The 19,729-nt window shown below is 64.9% G+C and carries 17 protein-coding genes, 1 tRNA gene and 1 pseudogene; 12 read left to right on the plus strand and 7 right to left on the minus strand.

Annotated features, from left to right (window positions below):
- Position 1: 1 nt before the first annotated feature.
- The 4 genes from glcE to F462_RS10130 are packed head-to-tail and all read right to left on the minus strand — an operon-like array spanning position 2 to position 5,343.
- Positions 2-1,111 carry a glycolate oxidase subunit GlcE gene (gene glcE, locus F462_RS10115; RefSeq protein ID WP_038053848.1) on the minus strand — a complete coding sequence of 370 codons (1,110 nt, stop codon included), beginning with the start codon at positions 1,109-1,111 and terminating at the stop codon, positions 2-4.
- Positions 1,112-1,132: 21 nt separating this feature from the next.
- Positions 1,133-1,537: a DUF302 domain-containing protein gene (locus F462_RS10120; protein WP_038053851.1), complete on the minus strand. Its 405-nt coding sequence runs from the start codon at positions 1,535-1,537 to the stop codon at positions 1,133-1,135.
- 22 nt (positions 1,538-1,559) lie between these two features.
- Positions 1,560-4,343 carry a TRAP transporter permease gene (locus F462_RS10125; RefSeq protein ID WP_038053853.1) on the minus strand — a complete coding sequence of 928 codons (2,784 nt, stop codon included), beginning with the start codon at positions 4,341-4,343 and terminating at the stop codon, positions 1,560-1,562.
- The gene (locus tag F462_RS10130) at positions 4,336-5,343 is read right to left on the minus strand and encodes a TAXI family TRAP transporter solute-binding subunit (protein WP_038053857.1); all 1,008 of its coding nucleotides are present in this window, start codon (positions 5,341-5,343) and stop codon (positions 4,336-4,338) included. The genes F462_RS10125 and F462_RS10130 overlap by 8 nt, the downstream gene beginning before the upstream one ends.
- A 150-nt stretch (positions 5,344-5,493) precedes the next feature.
- Here F462_RS10130 and F462_RS10135 point away from each other — a divergent pair, with 150 nt between their 5' ends.
- The 6 genes from F462_RS10135 (at position 5,494) to ribBA (ending at position 11,856) form a co-directional block, all read left to right on the plus strand.
- A complete protein-coding gene (locus tag F462_RS10135) occupies positions 5,494-6,288 on the plus strand; it encodes a transglutaminase-like domain-containing protein (protein WP_018140706.1) in 795 nt (264 codons plus the stop codon).
- A 338-nt stretch (positions 6,289-6,626) separates the two neighbouring features.
- Positions 6,627-7,886, plus strand: a complete 1,260-nt coding sequence (gene glyA, locus F462_RS10140) for a serine hydroxymethyltransferase (RefSeq protein WP_018140707.1) — start codon at positions 6,627-6,629, stop codon at positions 7,884-7,886.
- 31 nt (positions 7,887-7,917) lie between these two features.
- Positions 7,918-8,499 (plus strand): transcriptional regulator NrdR, encoded by a 582-nt coding sequence (gene nrdR, locus F462_RS10145; RefSeq protein ID WP_018140708.1) that lies wholly within the window; start codon positions 7,918-7,920, stop codon positions 8,497-8,499.
- Positions 8,499-9,674, plus strand: a complete 1,176-nt coding sequence (gene ribD / locus F462_RS10150; protein WP_038053867.1) for a bifunctional diaminohydroxyphosphoribosylaminopyrimidine deaminase/5-amino-6-(5-phosphoribosylamino)uracil reductase RibD — start codon at positions 8,499-8,501, stop codon at positions 9,672-9,674. The genes nrdR and ribD overlap by 1 nt, the downstream gene beginning before the upstream one ends.
- A gap of 364 nt (positions 9,675-10,038) precedes the next feature.
- Positions 10,039-10,722: a riboflavin synthase gene (locus F462_RS10155; protein WP_038053869.1), complete on the plus strand. Its 684-nt coding sequence runs from the start codon at positions 10,039-10,041 to the stop codon at positions 10,720-10,722.
- A 24-nt stretch (positions 10,723-10,746) separates the two neighbouring features.
- Entirely contained in the window at positions 10,747-11,856 is a 1,110-nt protein-coding gene (ribBA, locus tag F462_RS10160) for a bifunctional 3,4-dihydroxy-2-butanone-4-phosphate synthase/GTP cyclohydrolase II (RefSeq protein WP_018140711.1), read from the plus strand.
- Between the two features lie 601 nt (positions 11,857-12,457).
- Here ribBA and F462_RS10165 read toward each other — a convergent pair.
- Positions 12,458-12,548: transfer RNA gene (locus F462_RS10165), tRNA-Ser, on the minus strand.
- 97 nt (positions 12,549-12,645) lie between these two features.
- The gene (locus tag F462_RS10170) at positions 12,646-12,975 is read right to left on the minus strand and encodes a DUF1820 family protein (RefSeq protein WP_038053870.1); all 330 of its coding nucleotides are present in this window, start codon (positions 12,973-12,975) and stop codon (positions 12,646-12,648) included.
- Positions 12,976-13,085: 110 nt separating this feature from the next.
- On the opposite strand from F462_RS10170, the gene F462_RS10175 reads away from it, so the two are divergent.
- The 3 genes from F462_RS10175 to F462_RS10185 all read left to right on the plus strand — a co-directional run bounded on the left by F462_RS10175 (position 13,086) and on the right by F462_RS10185 (position 16,949).
- Positions 13,086-13,946 carry a diiron oxygenase gene (locus F462_RS10175; protein ID WP_018141636.1) on the plus strand — a complete coding sequence of 287 codons (861 nt, stop codon included), beginning with the start codon at positions 13,086-13,088 and terminating at the stop codon, positions 13,944-13,946.
- A 59-nt stretch (positions 13,947-14,005) separates the two neighbouring features.
- Entirely contained in the window at positions 14,006-15,559 is a 1,554-nt protein-coding gene (mltF, locus tag F462_RS10180) for a membrane-bound lytic murein transglycosylase MltF (RefSeq protein ID WP_208854172.1), read from the plus strand.
- 88 nt (positions 15,560-15,647) lie between these two features.
- Positions 15,648-16,949: an NRAMP family divalent metal transporter gene (locus F462_RS10185; RefSeq protein ID WP_038053873.1), complete on the plus strand. Its 1,302-nt coding sequence runs from the start codon at positions 15,648-15,650 to the stop codon at positions 16,947-16,949.
- 22 nt (positions 16,950-16,971) lie between these two features.
- Here F462_RS10185 and F462_RS10190 read toward each other — a convergent pair whose 3' ends face one another.
- Positions 16,972-17,883, minus strand: coding sequence for an NAD(P)-dependent oxidoreductase (locus tag F462_RS10190; protein ID WP_038053875.1), 912 nt, complete (start codon positions 17,881-17,883; stop codon positions 16,972-16,974).
- A gap of 76 nt (positions 17,884-17,959) precedes the next feature.
- Here F462_RS10190 and F462_RS14100 point away from each other — a divergent pair.
- The 3 genes and pseudogenes from F462_RS14100 to F462_RS10200 all read left to right on the plus strand — a co-directional run.
- Positions 17,960-18,199, plus strand: a pseudogene (locus F462_RS14100) (hypothetical protein); the annotation flags it as partial.
- 300 nt (positions 18,200-18,499) lie between these two features.
- Positions 18,500-18,949, plus strand: coding sequence for a DsrE family protein (locus tag F462_RS10195; protein ID WP_018141640.1), 450 nt, complete (start codon positions 18,500-18,502; stop codon positions 18,947-18,949).
- Positions 18,950-19,195: 246 nt separating this feature from the next.
- Entirely contained in the window at positions 19,196-19,642 is a 447-nt protein-coding gene (locus tag F462_RS10200) for a DsrE family protein (protein ID WP_038053876.1), read from the plus strand.
- The last annotated feature ends 87 nt before the right edge of the window (positions 19,643-19,729 follow it).

Raw genomic sequence — 19,729 nt, forward strand, 5'->3', positions numbered from 1 at the left:
ATCAGCCTGCCCGGTCGGTGAGCGTGGGCGGCGTGACCAGCGGGGCATAGAACACGCCGTCCGGATCCAGTGCCGCGCGGACCTGGCCCTCCAGCCGTGCATGGGCCGCGGGGCGGGGGTGTAGCCAGGCCGCGCCGGATGGATTGCCGGCCCATAGCCGTGCGTGCCCGCCCGCTGCCTCGACGGCCGCACGGACGGCCTCCGGGGTGGCGTCGGAGCGCAGCCAGCGTTCGCCGCCACCCCAGTTCAACAGCCACTCGCCGCGCAGGCCCAGGGGTGGGGTGGCCGGTGGCAGGCTCAGCCGCCACAGGCGTTTTCCCGGAACCAGGGTGCTGGTGAAAAAGGGCAGGTGCCGGTCGCGCAGCCCGGCCCAGAACGCGGGGCCTTCCGTATCCGGTTCTGCGCCCAGGCGCTCGGCGGCCTCCTGCACGGCCTCTTGACCGCCGCCCAGCCGGATGTGCGTGACCCCCTCGGCCCAGGCCAGCCCGGAGAATGGCAGGACGGTTCGGCCCCAGTCGCGGGCCTGCTCAATGAATGCGTCGGCGGGGGTCGTCTGACGCAGCCATGCCTGATAGGGCGGGGCGGGGAGGAGCTTGAAGCTGGCCTCCAGGATCAGGCCCAGTCCCCCCAGGCTGCCGGCCATCAGGCGCGAGACATCGAAGCCGGCAACGTTCTTCATGACCTCACCACCAAAGCGCAGGATCTCGCCCTGTCCGTTGACGATGCGGATGCCGAGCAGAGCATCGCGCAATGAGGCCGTCCAGGGCCGCCGTGGGCCGGATAGTCCAAGCGCTACCATGCCCCCCACGGTGCTCGAGGGGGTGGGCATGGCGGGCTCGAAGGGGAGCATCATGTCGACCGCGTCGAGTGCGGCCTGTAACTCGCTGACGGGAGTCCCCGCTCGAACGGTGACGACCAGTTCGCTGGGGGCGAGATGGACGATGCCATGGTGGCCGCTGATCTCCAGACGTTGCACATCCGCCTCGAAGCCTTCGGGGAAGGACAGGTCACGCTGGCTGCCGCCCCCGACGAGAGCGAGTCGATGCCCGGCGATGGCGGCCGAGCGGATACGCTCGGCCAGCGTTGCGGACTGGTCGTGATCGGATGGCATCGCGTGGAATCGTGGCCGGGGTTAGCCGGTCTCCAGGGTCAGGCGGACGCGCTCAAGGCGATGGCGCACATCGTTGGCCAGGTCCTCGACGCCGGGCTTGTCGACCAGGCCCATCACCGCAACGGGGTCCATAAACCCGACCGTGCAGCTGCCGTTCTCGTTGTCCTGCACCAGCACGTTGCAGGGCAGCAGCAGCCCGATGTTCGGATCCGCCTCGATCGCCTGGCGGGCCAGATTCGGGTTGCAGGCGCCGAGGATGCGGTAGGCCCTATGATCGAGGTCCAGTTTCTTCTTGAAGGCCGCGGCTACGTCGATATCGCTGAGGATGCCGAAGCCTTCCTCGCCGAGGGCGGCCGTGGTGCGCTCGATCACGCGGTCGATATCGCCCTTCACGATCACATTGAAGCCGTAGATGGGTTGTTCCATATCTTGCTCCTCCGCGTTGCGGTCATGCCGACAGGGCGGGCGCATCCGCGCTGGGCCCCGGCCCCGACGGCGGCGCCCGCCGCCGCTGGTTCCAGGCCACGAGCAGTCCGAGGGCCAGAGCCGGTAGATAGAACCAGTAGGGGCTCGGACGGTCGGTCGGCACCAGCACGCCGGTGATGGACCAGCCACCCTCCAAGCCTACGCGGCCGGCCGGGCTGCCGAAAGCAACCGTCTGAATCTGCGCTTTCTGTGCGTCGGGGTCGAAGCGCACATCCAGTCCGGCATCCGCCAGGCGTTCGCGTGGGGCGAGGTCGGGATCGCCCAGCGGGAACATAACGGTGCGGGTAATCTCGCGCCCTTCCAGGTCGATGCCGGTGGCCTCCACGCGCAGCGAGTCACGATCCGGGATGGTCTCCACAACCTCCAGCAGGGTCTCCGGCGGCTGGTGTTGATAGGGCGCGGCGATGCGGTCCATCAGGACCGTGGGGACTAGTAGCACGAAGGCGACCACCAGTAGCGCGGCGGACTCCCAGTAGCGGCTGCGAGTCAGGAACCAGCCCTGGGTGGCCGCGGTAAAGGCGAGGATGCCGGCTAGCGAGGCGAAGAACACCAGTGCCAGCTGGAATACGTTGTCCACGCCGATCAACAGCAGCTGGCTGTTGAAGATGAAGAAGAACGGCAGCGCAATGGTGCGCAGGCTGTAGGCGAAGGCCTGGATCCCGGTACGGATTGGGTCGGCCTTGGCGATCGCGGCGCCGGCGAATGAGGCCAGCCCCACCGGTGGCGTGACGTCGGCCATGATCCCGAAATAGAACACGAACAGGTGGGCCGCGATCAGCGGGATCAGGATGTCGTGCTGGGCGCCCAGATCGACGATGATCGGCGCCATCAGGGTGGCCACGATGATGTAGTTCGCGGTGGTTGGCAGACCGAGCCCGAGCACCAGGCTGATCAGCGCGGTCAGCACCAGCACGAGCAGCAGGTTGCCGCCGGAGAGGGTGTCCACCAGATCGGTCAGGACCAGCCCGACTCCGGTCATCGCAACCGTCCCGACGATGATCCCGGCCGCGGCGGTGGCCAGGCCGATCCCGATCATGTTGCGTGCCCCGGTCTCGAACCCCTGGAACAGCTCCCAGACCCCGGCCCAGGTCGCCTGGAGCAGACGGCCCTGACGCCGAAACAGTGCCACCAGCGGGCGCTGGGTCAGCACGATGAAGATCATGAAGGCCACCGCCCAGAACGCCGCCAACCCCGGCGACAGGCGTTCCACGACCAGCGCCCAGACCAGCACCACCAGCGGCAGCAGGTAGTGCAGGCCGCTCAGAACCGTGGGAGCGACACGCGGCAACGGTTGCTCAGTATCCAGCGCCTCGGGTTCCGGTTCCCGGGCCACGATCCAGACCAGGACTAGGTAGGTGAACAGCAGCAGCGCGGCGATGATCCACGCGGCGGCATCTCCGGCGACGGTCTTGATCCAGCCCAGTCCCCAGTACACTGCTCCGGCCAGGATGATCAGGCTGGAGACGGTCAGACCGAAGCTGATCAGGCGCCCGCGCCAGGTGGTGACGGTGGCGCGCTTCAGGCCTTCCATGCCGTTCTTGCAGGCCTCCAGGTGCACGATGTAGATCAGTGCGATATAGGCGATCAGTGCCGGCAGGATCGCGTGCTTGAGCACCTCGACATAGGGGATGCCGACGTATTCGACCATCAGGAAGGCGGCGGCGCCCATCACCGGCGGCATCAGCTGGCCGTTGACCGAGCTGGCCACCTCCACCGCGCCGGCCTTGTGCGGGGCGAAGCCGACGCGCTTCATTAGCGGCACGGTGAAGGTCCCGGTGGTGACCACGTTGGCGATCGACGAGCCGGAGACCACGCCGGTCATCCCCGAGGCCATCACCGCCGCCTTGGCTGGGCCGCCGCGCATGTGGCCGAGCAGGGAGAAGGCCACGCGTATGAAGTAGTCGCCAGCCCCGGCGCGTTCCAGCAACGCGCCAAACAGCACAAACAGGAACACGAAGCTGGTGGAGACCCCCAGCGCGATCCCGAACACGCCTTCGTTGGAAAGCCACTGTTGGGCCATTGCACGCGGATAGCTGGCGCCACGGTGGGCGATCAGGTCCGGCATCAGTGGCCCGGCAAAGGTGTAGAACAGGAAGATCGCGGCGATGATGGTCAGGGCCGGGCCGAGCACCCGGCGGGTGGCCTCCAGCAGCAGGATCAGCCCGATCCCGGCCATGATCAGGTCCAGTTCCGTGGGCGCGCCGGGTCGGGCCGCCAGGGCCTCGTGGAACAGGTACAGGTAGAGCGCGCTAAACGCGGCGACCACCGCGAATACCCAGTCGCCCAGCGGCACGCGATGGACGGGGTCGTTCCCGCGCAGCAGCGGCCAGGCGACCACAACCAGGGCGATGCCGAGCGCGAGGTAGACCTCGCCCAAACGTTCCAGGCCGAGGAACTGCCACAGACCCAGTGCGATCAGCGCAAGCCCGCCGAGGGCGTAGAGGATGCCGAAGGCGTGTTGCCAGCCCGTGCCCCGGGCGGTGGCCCGCACTGCCGGAAAGAGCAGGTAGCCGAGGAAGATCGCGAAGGCCAGATGGATCGACCGCGCCTCGGTCTCGGACACGGTGAACAGGTCGAACCAGTCCGCGATCGGCGCGGCAATCCAGATCTGGAACAGCGACCAGGCCACCGCCGTGATCCAGATCAGGCTGCGGGTGGCGCGACTGGGGTGACGCCCGCCGGACTCGAGTTCGGCGACCGCCTCTTGGTCCGGGGTGCCGGGATTCACTGTGCGGGTATCAGTCATTGATCAGCCCTGCCTCACGGAAGTAGCGCCGGGCACCGGGGTGCATCGGCGCGGACAGACCCTCGTCCACCATCCCTTCGCGTTCGAGCGCGCTAAAGGCCGGGTGCAGGCCGCGAAACGTGTCGAAGTTCTCGAACACCGCACGGGTCAGCTCATAGGCGGCGGTGTCGGAGGTGCGGCTGGAGGTCACCAGGGTGGCCCCGACACCGTAGGTGTGGACGTCCTCGTCCTGGCCGGGGTAGGTGTCGGCCGGGATTACGGCTGTGAGGTAGTAGGGGGTGGAGTCGATCAGGGCCTCTATGGCCGGGCCCTCGATGGAGACCAGGCGAGCGTCACAGGTGGCGATGGGTTCCTGGATGGCCGCGGAGGGGTGCCCCACCGAGAACACGAAGGCGTCGATGCGGTTGTCGCAAAGGGCCTGGGCTTGCTCGCGCGAGGGCAGTTCGCTGACCCGACGGAAGGTGTCATGGTCCCAGCCCAGTTCCTCCATCAGCTCCTCCATCAGCGTGCGCTGGCCGGAGCCGGGGTTGCCGATGTTGACGCGCTTGCCGGGGAGGTCGTCGATGCCCGCGATATCCGCATCGGGGCGGACCACCAGGGTCAGCGGTTCCGGATGCAGACTGAACATGGCGCGCAGGTGGTCCGCGGGACCGAAGTCCTCGAAGCGCCCGCTGCCATGATAGGCGTGATATTGCAGGTCGGACTGGGCCACGCCGAAGTCCATGTCCCCCGAGCGCACCATGTTGAGGTTGAATACCGAGCCGCCGGTGCTCTCCGCAGTGCAACGCATCCCGTGGCTGTCGCGGCGGGTGTTGAACAGCCGGCACAGGTGTTGCCCAGCCGGGTAATAGACGCCGGTGACCCCGCCGGTGCCGATGTTGATGAAGCGCTGTTCCGACTGGGCCAGTGGCGCGATCAGCAGCAGTCCGAGCGCCAGCAGGCCGCCGGCCCATCGGCGGGGGTGACGTGTCGGTGCGCAGCGGTCAGGGGATGCTCGCATACGTGCTCCGGGCAACAGGGGTCGTTTCGGAAGTTTAGGGAATCGCGAGGCAATGTACACCGTTCGGGACTTCCCGAACGGGCGTCAAAGGGGTCGCTCGGCTGCGGGGTAGGGCGTAGTGTGTGCGGTTCACCCAAAGAGGCCCCGCTTATGTGGCTCGAGACCCGCTGTGACTTCGAGTTCGAGATCGTCGCGCCCACGCCGTTTGTGCTGATGCTGCGACCGCGCAGCGGCCCGCTGCAATGGATTGCTCGCGAGGAGTATCGCCTGGTGCCGAGCGCCCCGATCTCCGAGTTCGTGGATATCTACGGCAATCTTTGTCAGCGCCTGATCGCGCCGCCGGGTCCGTTCTCCATCCATACCGCCGCGGAGGTGCAGACGGCGGATGCCCTGGACCGGGCGCCTGGTGCGCCGTTTGTCGAGGTGCAATCCTTGCCAGATGCCGTGCTGGGATATCTCCTGCCCAGTCGGTTCTGTGAGTCGGATCGATTCAACCTGATGGCAACCGAGATTACCGCCGGCCAGTGGCTGGGCTACGATCAGGTGGCCGCGATCGAGCAGTGGCTGCGCGAGCGGATCGAGTATCTGCCGGGCACCAGTGACATCCCGATCTCGGCGGTGGAGGTCAACCAGCGCGGGAGTGGCGTGTGCCGCGATCTGGCGCATCTCGGCATCGCGCTTTGCCGCAGTCTCAGCATCCCGGCACGCCTGGTGGTCGGGTATCTGCACGGGCTGCAGCCGATGGATATGCATGCCTGGTTCGAGGCCTTTGTCGGGGGGCGCTGGTATACCTTCGATCCGACACAGCCCGAACTGCGCGGCGGCTATGTCGTTGTCGGTTACGGGCGTGACGCGACAGATGTGGCGATCTACAACCAGTTCGGCCTGCCGGTTTACCCGACCCGTCACGAGGTCGATGTACATCGCATTGAGGGGCCGGCCTGACCTTTCCGGCCGTCCGGATATAGGAGGTTGTGCAGGGAGGGGGCTGTAGTCGAGAAAGTCACTGATTTAACTTCGAAATCCAGGCGCTCGCGTTCGGCATGAGCACGGGCAGGGCGAGCCTTCTGGCGCGGTGCGGCCTGAAAAGAGGGGCCGGATGGCGTATGCTAAGCGGCCTTTTTGACGGCCGTGCCCCTAGGGCGACGCCGATCAACTTGCACCTCCTCGCCCGAGTGAATACTTGCTCGATGACTAAGCGTGGCGAGGTAAGTTGATCAGCGTCTCCCCGACGATTGGCGCGCCGAAATCCGCAGAATCCAACGCTTGAACGGGAGAACCGAATGTTTTCGATCAACATGAGCATCCACGGCTACGACGACGAACTCTGGGGCGCTATCAGCAAGGAAGCGCAGCGCCAGGAAGAGCACATCGAGCTGATCGCGTCGGAGAACTACACCAGCCCGCGCGTGATGGAGGCACAGGGTTCGGTGCTGACTAACAAGTACGCCGAGGGCTACCCGGGCAAGCGTTACTACGGTGGTTGTGAGCACGTCGACGTGGTCGAGCAGCTGGCTATTGACCGCCTCAAAGAGCTGTACGGTGCCGACTACGCCAATGTGCAGCCTCACTCCGGCTCGCAGGCCAACGCGGCCGTCTACATGGCCCTGCTGCAGCCGCACGACACCGTGCTCGGCATGAGCCTGGACGCCGGTGGTCACCTGACTCACGGTGCCAAGCCGAACTTCTCCGGCAAGATCTACAACGCGGTGCAGTACGGCATCACTGACGAAGGGCTGATCGACTACGACGAGGTCCAGCGCCTGGCCACCGAGCACCAGCCGAAGATGATCGTCGCCGGCTTCTCCGCCTATTCGCGTGTGGTGGATTGGAAGCGCTTCCGCGAGATCGCCGATTCCGTGGGCGCCTACCTGATGGTGGACATGGCCCACGTCTCCGGACTGATCGCTGCGGGCGAGTACCCGAACCCGATCGACCACGCTCACGTGGTCACCTCCACCACGCACAAGTCCCTGCGCGGGCCGCGTGGCGGCTTCATCATCACCAAGGGTCAGCCGGAGCTGAACAAGAAGTTCCAGTCGCTGATCTTCCCCGGCACCCAGGGCGGTCCGCTGATGCACGTGATCGCCGGCAAGGCGGTGGCGTTCAAAGAAGCCCTGGAGCCGGAATTCAAGACCTACCAGAAGCAGGTGATCGCCAACGCCCGCGCGATGGCCGAAGTGCTGGTCGAGCGCGGTTTCGACATCGTCTCCGGCGGTACCGACAACCATCTGTTCCTGCTGAGTCTGGTCGCCAAGGGCATCACCGGCAAGGCCGCGGACGCCGCCTTGGGGCGCGCCAACATCACGGTCAACAAGAATGCGGTGCCGAACGACCCGCAGTCCCCGTTTGTCACCTCCGGCATTCGCATCGGCACCGCCGCGCTGACGACCCGTGGCTTTACCGAGGCCGAGTCCCGTGAGCTGGCCGGCTGGATTGCGGACGTGCTGGATGACGTCGAAAGCGAGCAGGTGATCAACGCGACCCGTGACAAGGTCGTCGAGATCTGCCGGCGCTTCCCGGTTTACGGCGTCAGCGAGTAAGCCTGTCGAAGCGCCGGGCTGACGGCTCGCGATGCGCTGTCCGTCCTGTCATGACCAGGACACCCGCGTGATCGACTCGCGGGTGGCCGGACCGGAGCAGGAACAGATCCGGCGGCGGCGCCAGTGCCGCGCCTGCGGTGCGCGCTTTACCACCTTCGAGCGCGCCGAGTTCAGCCTGCCGCGGGTGGTCAAGCGTTCCGGCGAACGGGTCGCCTTCGACGAGGAAAAGTTGCGCAGCGGTCTGCGCCGGGCGCTGCACAAGCGCCCGGTGAAGACCGATGATGTCGAGCGTGTGATCGACGACATCAAGCGTCAGCTTTCGGCCCTCACCGCCCCCGAGGTCAAGTCGGACCGGATTGGCGAAATGGTGCTTGCGGCCTTGCATGGCCTCGACCATGTGGCCTATATCCGGTTTGCCTCCATTTATCTCAGCTTCGCCAGCGTGCAGTCTTTCCGCGAGGCCATCGAACGGCTGGAAGAAGACCTCAGTCCGGAGATGCGCCGCTCGCAGATGCGCCTGATCGACGAGGAGGCAACCGGCCCCGTCCCGGATCCGGCGGTGAAGGGACGAGCCCTCCCGGATGCGGACGACGGCTCGCAGGAGGGGAAGTAATGGAGGCGCCCACCACCCAGCAGGCGATCGCCGACCGCCGCTACATGGCACATGCCCTGGAACTGGCGGACCACGGGCGTTTCACTGCTGACCCAAACCCACGGGTGGGTTGCGTGATCGTGCGCGATGGCCACGAGGTGGGCACCGGCCTGCATTGGCAGGCGGGTGAGGCCCATGCGGAGGTCAACGCGCTGCAGGTTGCAGGCGAGCAGGCGCGCGGCGCGACCGTGTACGTAACGCTAGAGCCCTGCAGTCATCACGGGCGCACCCCGCCGTGCACCGAGGCGTTGATCCGTGCGGGCGTCGCGCGTGTGGTGATCGCGATGCAGGACCCGAACCCGAAGGTCTGCGGGGGTGGTGTTCAGGCGCTGGAAGCGGCTGGTGTCCAGGTCGAGAACGGCGTTTTGGAGGCAGAAGCCCGAGCGCTGAACCCGGGGTTCGTACACCGTATGGAACAGGGACGGCCCTGGGTGCGGGTCAAGCTAGCCGCGAGCCTGGATGGTCGAACCGCGATGGCGTCTGGCGAGTCGCAGTGGATCACCGACGAGGCCGCACGGCGTGATGTCCAGCTATGGCGGGCACGTGCCGGGGCCATCCTGACGGGCAGTGGCACCGTAGTCAGCGACGACCCGCGTATGAATGTGCGCATGAAGCCGTTCGACCTGGCAGCCCATGCCGGTTTTCCGGATGACCCGCGCTATCACGATCTGCCCAGTCGCCAGCCCCTGCGGGTGATCCTGGATGCCCGTCTGCGTACCCCCCCGGGTTCGCAGATCCTGCGCGAGGGGCCGGTCTGGATCCTCACCGGCCCCGATGTAGTGGATTCACCGACCGCCGACGCATTGCGTGGCAAGGGGGCCGAGGTACGAGCGGTGCCGCTGGCGGAGGAATTGGCGGAGGGTGGGCTCGATCTCGGCGCGGTGCTGGCGGAGTTGGCGCGTGCCGAGGTCAATGAGCTCCACGTAGAATCCGGCCCCGGCCTGGCCGGGGCGCTGGCCCGTGGCGGCTGGGTCGACGAGTGGCTGATCTACCAGGCGCCCCTGCTGATGGGTTCCAGTGCCCGTCCCCTGGTGGAGTGGCCCCTGGCCCGAATGTCGGAGCGCGCCGAACTCGAGATTGTCGACTCCCGCTGGGTCGGCGAAACCCTCCGCCTCCGCGCCCACCCACGTTCCTGAAAGCCGATTTCACCACGAAGCACACGAAGACACGAAGAAGGTCAAAAGCGATTCACAGGAAGATGGGAAGATCGGAAGGGGCTTTCGGTAAAGAAAATAGGGAGTGGTCATGGCCTGCCCCTGCGAGGCCGATGTGTACTCCGTTTCAAGCCCAATCATCCTTCCAGCCTTCCCATCTTCCTGTAGACCGTCCTTGACCTGTCCCTTCTTCGTGCCTTCGTGTGCTTCGTGGTGAATAAGGGTTTTCCGACCAAGAACCGGGCAAAAGGGCGGGGCGTGGTGCGAATTTATTAGCGTTTCCCTATAGTGGGGCGCCTGCGGCCCGGCGTTGAGCCTGCGGGTGCATCTGAACGAGTGGACATCCATGTTTACCGGAATCATCGAGACCCTTGGCAGCCTGGAGCGCCTGACCCCCAGTAGTGGGGATGTGCGCCTGCACTTGAATGCGGCGGGTATGGACCTGTCCGATACCCGCCTGGGAGAATCCATCGCCGTCAACGGTGTCTGTCTTACGGTGACGGATCTTGCCGCGGATGGCTTTGCCGCCGATGTCTCGCGTGAATCGCTGGATGTGACCACGCTGGGACATCTCGGCCCGGGAGATCGGGTGAATCTCGAACGGGCGTTGGCGTTGGGCGATCGCCTGGGCGGGCACATGGTGTCCGGGCATGTCGACGGCGTCGGCGAGGTGGTGACGATGGAGCCGGATGCCCGCTCCACGCGGGTACGATTCCGCGCGCCAGCGGCGCTGGCACGTTACATTGCAGCCAAGGGTTCGATCACTATCGATGGCACCAGCCTGACGGTGAATCGGGTCGACGGGGCCGAGTTCGAGGTGAATATCATCCCGCACACCTGGTCGCTCACCCGCTTTGCGGTGTATGCGGTCGGGACCCCGGTCAACCTGGAGGTCGACCTGATCGCACGCTATCTGGAACGACTGATGCTGGGCGATCGTGCGGCCGAGCCCGGTGCCAGGGCGGCCGATCTGTCCGAGGCCTGGCTGGCCGAGCAGGGCTTTCCCAATCAATCCGGTCCGCGCGACTAGCCGCGCAGCCGAAAGCAGGAATCTATGGAATTCTCCAATACCGAAACCATTCTGGAAGAACTGCAGGCCGGTCGCATGGTGGTCATCGTCGACGACGAGGACCGCGAGAACGAGGGCGATCTGCTAATGCTGGCGTCCCACGCCCGGCCCGAAGATATCAACTTCATGGCCAAGTACGGCCGCGGACTGATCTGCCTGACGCTGACCCGCGAGCGTTGCAAGCAGTTGGCACTGCCGTTGATGGTGACCGACACGAATGATGTGCACGGCACCAATTTCACGCTGTCCATCGAGGCCGCCGAGGGCGTGACCACGGGTATTTCGGCGTACGACCGCGCGCATACCATCCGTACGGCCGTCGCACCGAACGCAAACCCCGAGGATATCGTTCAGCCGGGTCACGTATTTCCGCTGATGGCGCAACCAGGTGGGGTCATCGTGCGCGCCGGCCATACGGAGGCGGGCTGCGATTTGGCGCGCCTGGCCGGGGCCGAGCCGGCGGCGGTCATCGTCGAGATCCTGAACGAGGACGGCAGTATGGCGCGCCGCTCGGATCTCGAACGCTTCTGTGCCGAGCATGACCTCAAGATGGGGACTATCGAAGACCTGATCCGCTACCGCATCGAGAACGAGAAGACCGTGCGGCGGGTCTCCGAGCGTCCGTTCCCCACCGAGTTTGGCGACTTCCGACTGCTGGCCTTCGAGGACGAGGTCGACCACGAGCTGCATTTCGCTTTGGTGCGTGGTGAGCCGAAACCGGACAAGGACACCCTGGTGCGCGTGCATCTGGAAAGCACGCTGTACGACACCCTGGGGTATGCCGGGCCGGATCGTGGCTGGCCGCTGGATGATGCCCTGCGCCGGATCGACGAGGCGGGTGAAGGTGTGGTCGTGGTGCTGCGCAAGCACGAAAGCGCGGAGGCTCTGGCCCAGCGGCTGGAGACCATTGGTCAGCCGCCGGTGCAGGAAGAACGCACTGGGCGCGAGAACTCCGCCGAATGGCGTATGTACGGCATCGGGGCGCAGATCCTGGCCGACTGTGGCGTTGGCCGCATGAAGCTAATGTCCGCACCCAAGCGTTTCCATGGCCTCGGCGGCTTCGGCCTGGAGGTCGTGGACTACGTCCACGAATAGCCCCCGGGCGCGCATGCGCCTGGCCGCCTGCCATGTTGTGGCTGGTCCTGGATTGGGCTCCGTGTTTACGGTGCTTTCGGTCCGCATACTGCCTGGCGCTGACTCGCCAGCGCGCCGCGAGGTACTTCTTTGCTCGTGCAAAGAAGTACCCAAGAAACACGCCCGACTGCCGCGACCCCGGCCCGCTGCGCGGGCCGGGGTTTCCCTCGCTCCGAGGGTTTTCGCGGGCGGCGCTGAACTCGCTGCGCCTTCGGCTCCGCTCAGACATCCAGCGCCCCGTTTGTATTTAGAATCGTCCCGCGAAAACCCTCTCCGCTCGGCGCGACGACAACGGGGGGATCAAGGTCAAGACAACGGCCATCCCGACAGTCCTACCAGTGGAGGATGGCTAGGTCTTCACACATCTTGGGCACGCTCGGCCTTGGGCCGTTGCGTGCCGCGCCTGCGGCGCGGGCGCTGGGGGCTTTCACGCGGCAAGGCTGTTGTGGTGTCGCTGAGCGCCACCGGTCGAACCATCGTTTTGAATTATCGAGGGTTCGAATCCCGAAACGTCCAGGGCCAGACATGCAAAAGGGGCCACTCGGGCCCCTTTGCTTCAATCTGGCGGAGAGGGAGGGATTCGAACCCTCGATACGGGGTTACCGTATACACACTTTCCAGGCGTGCGCCTTCGACCGCTCGGCCACCTCTCCGGTTTTCCGCAACCGCCAGGCGGTCACGAAGCGCGAAATCCTAAACCAGGCGTCGCACCGGCGCAATGGACGGGGCGGAAAACAGACGTTTGCAGCTTCAGCTGCCACCCTTGCCCGGCAACCCCGGGAAGGCATGGATATTCCCGCCCGAGGCACCCGCATCGTGGATACGCGGCGTGCCAGCCGCCGTGACCTCGTCGATGCGGATGAGGGCGTGCATCGGCACATGGAAGCGCTCTACACCCTCAAATTCGTTCCGCAGACGTTCCTCGGACGTATCTACCACCACTTGCGAACGCTCGCCGAACAGCAAGCCTTCGATGGTCACGAAGCCGTAACGCTCGTCCTGATACACCTCGCGGGCAAACAATTCGTAGGTCTTGCCATTGTTCAGGAAACTGATTCGATAACGTATGTTCTTGTCCATGGGCTCCATGATGGGGCAGCAACCGCAGATTGCAACGGGTTGGCGTTGGTCCCACGCTTCAGAGCCGGTATGATTCCGGCCTTTATCCGCATCGGTCCGGCACGCCAACGATGAATTCCTCCCAGGAGCTGCTCGATCATCTGAGCCGCAACAGCTCGCCCTATCAGGATCCGCTCACGCGGATTCGCTGGGATGCGCTGTCGTCGGAGGACTACTGGATCCCCGAAGAGGCCATCTCCCTATTCGGCACGCCGGAGTATTCGGCGCTCTCCAGCGCGCAGAAACGGCGCCTCTCGCAATACGAGTTCCTCTACTTCATCAGTGGCGCACTGTGGCTGGAAGGCTTGTTCATGGAACGCATCTCGCGCATCTCCATGCACTCGACCGGTCGACTGGACCGATTGAATTACCGCCTGCACGAACTGCGGGAAGAGGCGGGTCATAGCCTGATGTTCATCGAGTTCATGCGCCGCAGCGGCCTGGAACTGCCGGAACGGCGTTTCCCGAAGCCGAAACTCGCTACGCTGGTCGGCCGGTTCGCCCCCTTCGAGTCCTCGATCTTCTGGATCGCGGTGATGATCGGCGAAGAAGTCCCCGACCGGATGAACCGCCTGATCCATCAACGCCGCGACCAGATCAGCCCCACGGTGCACGACGTCGTCACCACCCATATGATCGACGAGGCCCGCCATATGGCCCATGCCCGCGACACGCTGGAAAGCTGCCTGGACACGCTCCCAGCCTGGCAAAAGGCGACCTACCGTCCCCTGATGCGTCGCGTGTTCCGCCAGTTCGTGCATGCCTTCTATTACCCCACGGCGGACATCTACCAGCTCGCGGGCCTGCCCGTCGGTCCGGACTACCGCCGCCTGGCACGCGACAACCCGCGGCGGGCGGCCTTCATCGACACCTGCGTCGACCCCGCGCTGCAAATCCTCCGTGCCCAGGGCCTAGTCCTGAACTGGCGATAAGCGATCGGTCGCCCCTCCCCGGCAAGTCCCCGTGAGGACGATTGGGTATGATCGAACGCATGGCCCCGCTCTCCCACCTACGCCCGCCCAGCACCACCTGGCGCCAAATCGAACTGGGCGTATTCATCGTACTGCTGGTGATGATTGGGCTTCGGGTCTGGTTTCAGCCACCCTCGGCCCTGGAACTACTCACGTTTCGCGAGGAGTTCCAGGTGGTCCTGGTCGAACACCCGTTGGGACGCTCCGAACTCGCCACAACCACTGGCCACGGCCAGCTGGAACTGGACCTGCTGCACGGCTTTGCTCAGGAATTGGGTACCCGCATTCGGGTCACCCGAGTGGAGACAGCCGCGGAGGCCCACCGACGCCTGCGCGAACAGCGCGTCGATCTGGCCGCCGGGTTCCTGGTGGACCCTGAAGAACCCGCCATTGAACGCGGCCCGGAAATCCTTTCAATCCAGCAAGTCCTGGTCTTCTGGAACGATAACCCGCGCTCCTCCGTGCTGCCGAGGATCACCGACCTTCCGGTCGGGGCCCGTCTGGGGTTTACCGCACAGTCTCCCCTGCCCGAACATCTCCGCCTGCACCTGGCCCACGCCAGCGACCCCGACAAACCCACCGTCGACACAGAGGACAACGGCGAGACCGAGCCGCCAGATCCCGGTGCCTTCGGACCCGTCGGCCTTGCGCCGGGCGAACCACCCGTCGAGCTGGTACCCAAGGGGACGGCGGAGACATTACGCCAAGCCCTCGAGTCCGGCGAGATCGACTATGCCTTGATGAACTCTCTGGAATTCGGGCGCCTGCGGCGTCTGCATCCCGAACTACGCACGGCCTACAAATTTGAGGACGGTGCTTCGGTTGCCTGGCTATTCCCCGCCGGGTTTGGTCGCAGCCTCATTGATGCGGCCGAACGCTACATCCAGCGCTTGCGCGACAACCGCGAGCTGGAACAGATGCTCGATCGCTACCTCGGTCACCTGGACATCCATGATCTGGTGGATGCGCTGACCTTTGCCCGCCGTGTCGAAAACCGCCTGGACCGGTATCGCCACCTGTTCGAACGTGCGGGCGAGGAATACGGTCTGGACTGGCGCTTCATCGCCGCAGTCGCCTACCAGGAATCTCATTGGGATGCCGACGCCATCTCTCCCACTGGTGTACGCGGCCTGATGATGCTGACCCAGAACACGGCAGCCGGCCTCGGCATCCAGGACCGTACGGACCCGGAAGCCAGTGTCGACGGGGGTACCCGTTACCTGCTGGATCTGCGCGAGCGTCTGCCCGAACGCATCCCGGAACCCGACCGCACCTGGATGACCCTGGCCGCGTACAACGTGGGTCTCGGACACCTGTTTGATGCCCGCCGCCTAGCCGAAGCCAACGGCGACGACCCCGACCGCTGGCTGGACGTGATGCAATGGCTGCCCCGCCTGGCCGAAAGCGAATGGCATGAGCAGACGCGCTACGGCTACGCCCGCGGCTGGGAACCTGTGGTCTACGTACAGAACATCCGCAGCTACTACGACAAGCTGATCCAACGCTTCCCCGACAGCAATGATCCACTTCCACCGCCGCCCACCCCCTATCGGCGCGTACCCCTGACGCTCTGACCGCAAGACCGGCGCGCAGAAAAGGGCGCGAGCGGCCGTGCAATTCCCCTATAATCCGGCCCGAATCCAAGACGCCGGACCCTGGCCCATGAATGCTTCCACCCGCGCCTCCCTGTGCGCAGCCATCGGACCCGGGCTTCTGATGGCTGGAGCTGCGGTAGGCGTTTCGCATCTGGTCCAGGCGACCCGAGGCGGTGCCGAGTACGGGCTGTTGCTCATCCCGATCGTACTTCTGGCCTGCCTGTTCAAGTATCCATTCCTAGAGTTCGGCCCGCGCTACGCGGCCGCCACTGGACATCACCTGCTGACCGGCTACCACCGGCTCGGCAACTGGGCACTCGGGCTCTACATCGCGGTGACCGTGGGTACCCTGTTTACCATCCAGGCAGTGGTCACGTTGACCACTGCCGGGCTGGTCACACTGGTCTTTGACCTGGATCTGTCGGTCACCCTGGTCTCGGCACTGGTGCTGGCCGCATGCATTACATTCCTGATGATCGGCGCCTACCGCGGGCTGGATCTGGGCATGAAGATCATCATGGCGGCGCTCAGCGTCTCCACCGTGGCCGCCGTGGCACTCGCCTTCCGCGAGGCTCCGGACCTGGTCACCCTGTCCGGCGCGCAAGAGTGGTCGAGCCTCTGGACCCTGGCCGGCTTTGCGTTCGTGCTGGCCCTTCTGGGATGGATGCCCATCCCGCTCGATGTGGCCGCCTGGCATTCGATCTGGACCCAGGAGCGCGCCCGCCAGACGGGCCACGCCCCGACGGTACGCGAGGCGATCTTCGACTTCCGCCTGGGCTACCTGGGCGCGGTGGTGATTGCCCTTGCGTTCATGCTGCTGGGCGCGGTGCTGATGTATGGCAGCGGGATCGGCTTTGCCCCGGGGGCGGCCGCCTTCTCCGCTCAACTGGTAGACCTGTACGCCCTGAGTCTGGGCGAATGGAGCCGCACCCTGATCGCCGTGGCCGCCCTGACCACAATGTTCTCGACCACCCTGGCCGTGACCGATGCCTACCCCCGCGTGATCGTGGCGATCATCCGCACCCTGCGCGAGGACGGCCACGCACCACAGACCATGGATCCCTCGCGCAAGGGCGAGCGAGGCCTGGACTGGTGGGGCTACCGGATCGCGCTGCTGGTGGTCGCCAGCGGGGCCGTGCTGCTGATCTCGCAGGCCGGGGAACACTTCACCCGCCTGGTCGATTTCGCCACGCTGCTGTCGTTCCTGTCCGCCCCGGTACTGGCCTGGATCACCTTCAAGGTGGTGATGTCACCGGACATGCCGGAGCAACACCGACCAGGGCGCGGCATGCGCGCACTGTCCTGGGCCGGGATCGTATTCGGCCTGGTGTTTTCGGTGCTCTACATCCTCTGGCGCCTGTTCGGCTAACCCGCGACGCCAAGAACCGCCTTTAACACCCTTGATCGTCACGGGCGTGAAGGCAAAAACGCGCCAGGATGGCCACATCGTGATCGGCCTGCCCGGCCTCCAACGCCTCGTCCACCGCGCGTCGCACCGGCATGAGTCCGTCGAGGCTCAGCCCCACCTCCTCGCCCAGCCCGGCCACAATGCCCAGATCCTTGTGGTAGAGACCGGTCTGGAAACCGGGCTCGAAGTCGCCATCCAGTAGTCGCTGGCCGTGTACCTCCAGGATGCGCGAACCGGCAAAGCCTCCCATTAACGCCTCGCGCATGCGTGCCGGGTCCACCCCGGTCTGTTCGGCCAACGCAAACGCCTCCCCGATCGCGACCAGGGTCTCGCCCACCACCAGCTGGTTGCAGGCCTTGGCGATCTGGCCGGCGCCACTGTCCCCGACATGCGTCAAGGTGGACCCCACCACGTCGAAAATCGGTCGCAGCGACTCAACGGCCGCAGCCGGACCGCCCACCATCAGGCTGAGCGTTCCGGCCCGCGCGCCCGGCTCGCCACCCGACACCGGCGCATCCACGAACGTGACCTCATGCTCAGCCGCCGCCCGCGCCAGGGCACGGGTGCGCATTGGGTCGATGGTGCTGTGGTCAACCACAATCAGGCCGGGGTGGGCATGTTCCAGGATCCCGCCCGATCCCGTCATCAAGGCCTCGACATCCGGCGTGTCGGAGACATTCAGAACCAGTACACGAACACCCCGTACCAGTTCCGCCAGGCTGTTGTGCACCTTGGCACCATCGGCCTCCAGGGCTTGGGCGGTCTCCGGCCGCCGAGCCCACACATGGAGCTCAGCTCCCGCAGCCAGGAGGTTGCGATTCATGGGGGCACCCATGATGCCGAGGCCGACCGCCCCGATCGGCTGCAGCTCGGGCGGGATGATGGGTTGGGACATGTGGCACTCCTGAAAGGGTATCCGGGCACTGTAGCAATCCCACCCGAAAAACGGCGCATGAAGGGTAAACAGGGTCATGCAACGCGAACACTTGCACGGGTTCTGGCCGTTTCCAGCGTGATGGCACTAAGTTTCGACGGGCTGCTGGTGCGCCGGGCCAACACGGCGGGAATGAACATCGTCTTCTGCCGGCGGCCTACTGATGGCCCTGGCCCTGGCACTGGCGCTGATTGCGTGTCCACGCGCCTCCGTCCAGCCGGCAAGGTGGCCGTGTCTTTCGTACTCTAGGCCGCGATTGGGACCCTCAGGGTCTGGCTGTTTCGGTCCTAGGCCCCCGACACACTCATGCTGCTGGCAGGTGGGCTGGTCCTCGTCTCCCCGGCTGTGTCCATGCAGCCTCCGGTCCACACAGGGACCGCACCTTCTAATATTTTAATTTTCCACTCAACATCAGTCACTTAACCAACATTTGATCGGAATAATCTCCAACGGTTCCCGTCCTACCCATAACTGGAAATGATCAGCATGGAAGCCTGCCATCGGATCCAGTCTGCTGAATTCAGCGCGACATACGCCTCGACTACGCGACACACGGGAACAATCCTGGAGACCGATCATGAAAAAGCGTTTCATCCTTCCACTCGCCCTGGCCGCCGCGGCCCTGATTCTGCCGGGGACCGTTGCCGCCGACGATTTCGACTACGGAACACATAAGGTCGTTTACCACGTGAACTACGATGACACCGGCCGCTACATGGCCGCGATGGGCAACATCCAGAACCATATCAATGCGGTCGGCGCTGACAACATGGACATCAAGGTCGTCATGCACGGAGACGGCCTCAATCTGTTGAGGACCGCAAAGGAGCATGACGACCTGCGAGCCCGCGTCGACAACCTGAAGATGCAGGACGTCGATTTCCAGGTCTGCGCCAACACCCTGGCCGGCCGCAACATCGATCTGCACGATGACCTCTACGACGCCTCCGAGGATGACGTCATCCCGAGCGGCGTAGCTCACATCTCCTATCTGCAGAACAACGGCTTCACCTACAGCAAGCCGTAAGTAAGACGGCTTGCTGTAATCCGGCGACCGCCATCTCCCGGTCGTCGTTTCGGGCCCGAGACTTCTCGGGCCCTTTTCTTTATTGGGCCACTGACGGGAATAGGCGCATACCTCATACGTCTTATTCGTACCTGTCCGCCGGATTCGTCCCGAAGTCCCCGGTTACAGGGCGCCACCCCGGCGCAAGGCCCCAAGGCGTACCAAAAACCCGCCCGGGCTTGGGTTTTTCCTGGAGGAACCTGTGCAATGAAGACGATGAAACTGATCCCGCTGACCCTGCTCGCGCTGTTGTTGAGCCTGCCCGGTCTGGTAGCCACGGCGGACTTCGACTATGGCCACCACAAGGTCGTCTATCACGTGAACTACGACGACGAAGGGCGCTACATGGCGGCGATGGGCAATATCCAGAACCATATCAATGCCGTCGGCGCTGACAACATGGACATCAAGGTCGTGATGCATGGCGACGGCCTCGGACTGCTCCAGACCGCCAATACCAACGAGAACCTGCGTGGCCGCATCGAGAATCTGAAGATGCAGAACGTGGAGTTTCAGGTCTGCGCCAACACCCTGCGCGGTCGCAATATCACGCTGGAGGAACTGTTCGATGCCGCCGAGGAAGACGTAATCCCCAGCGGCGTGGCGCACATCTCCTACCTGCAGCACCAGGGCTATACCTACAGCAAGCCCTAAGGCTCCAAGCACTCCATCCACGGGAGGCCCGGATCGCAGGATCCGGGCCTTTTTCATGGCACCACGTCAGGACATTGGGGGTGCGAG

Origin of the sequence: Thioalkalivibrio sp. ALJ1 (assembly GCF_000745395.1) — a bacterium.
Taxonomy (GTDB): domain Bacteria; phylum Pseudomonadota; class Gammaproteobacteria; order Ectothiorhodospirales; family Ectothiorhodospiraceae; genus Thioalkalivibrio.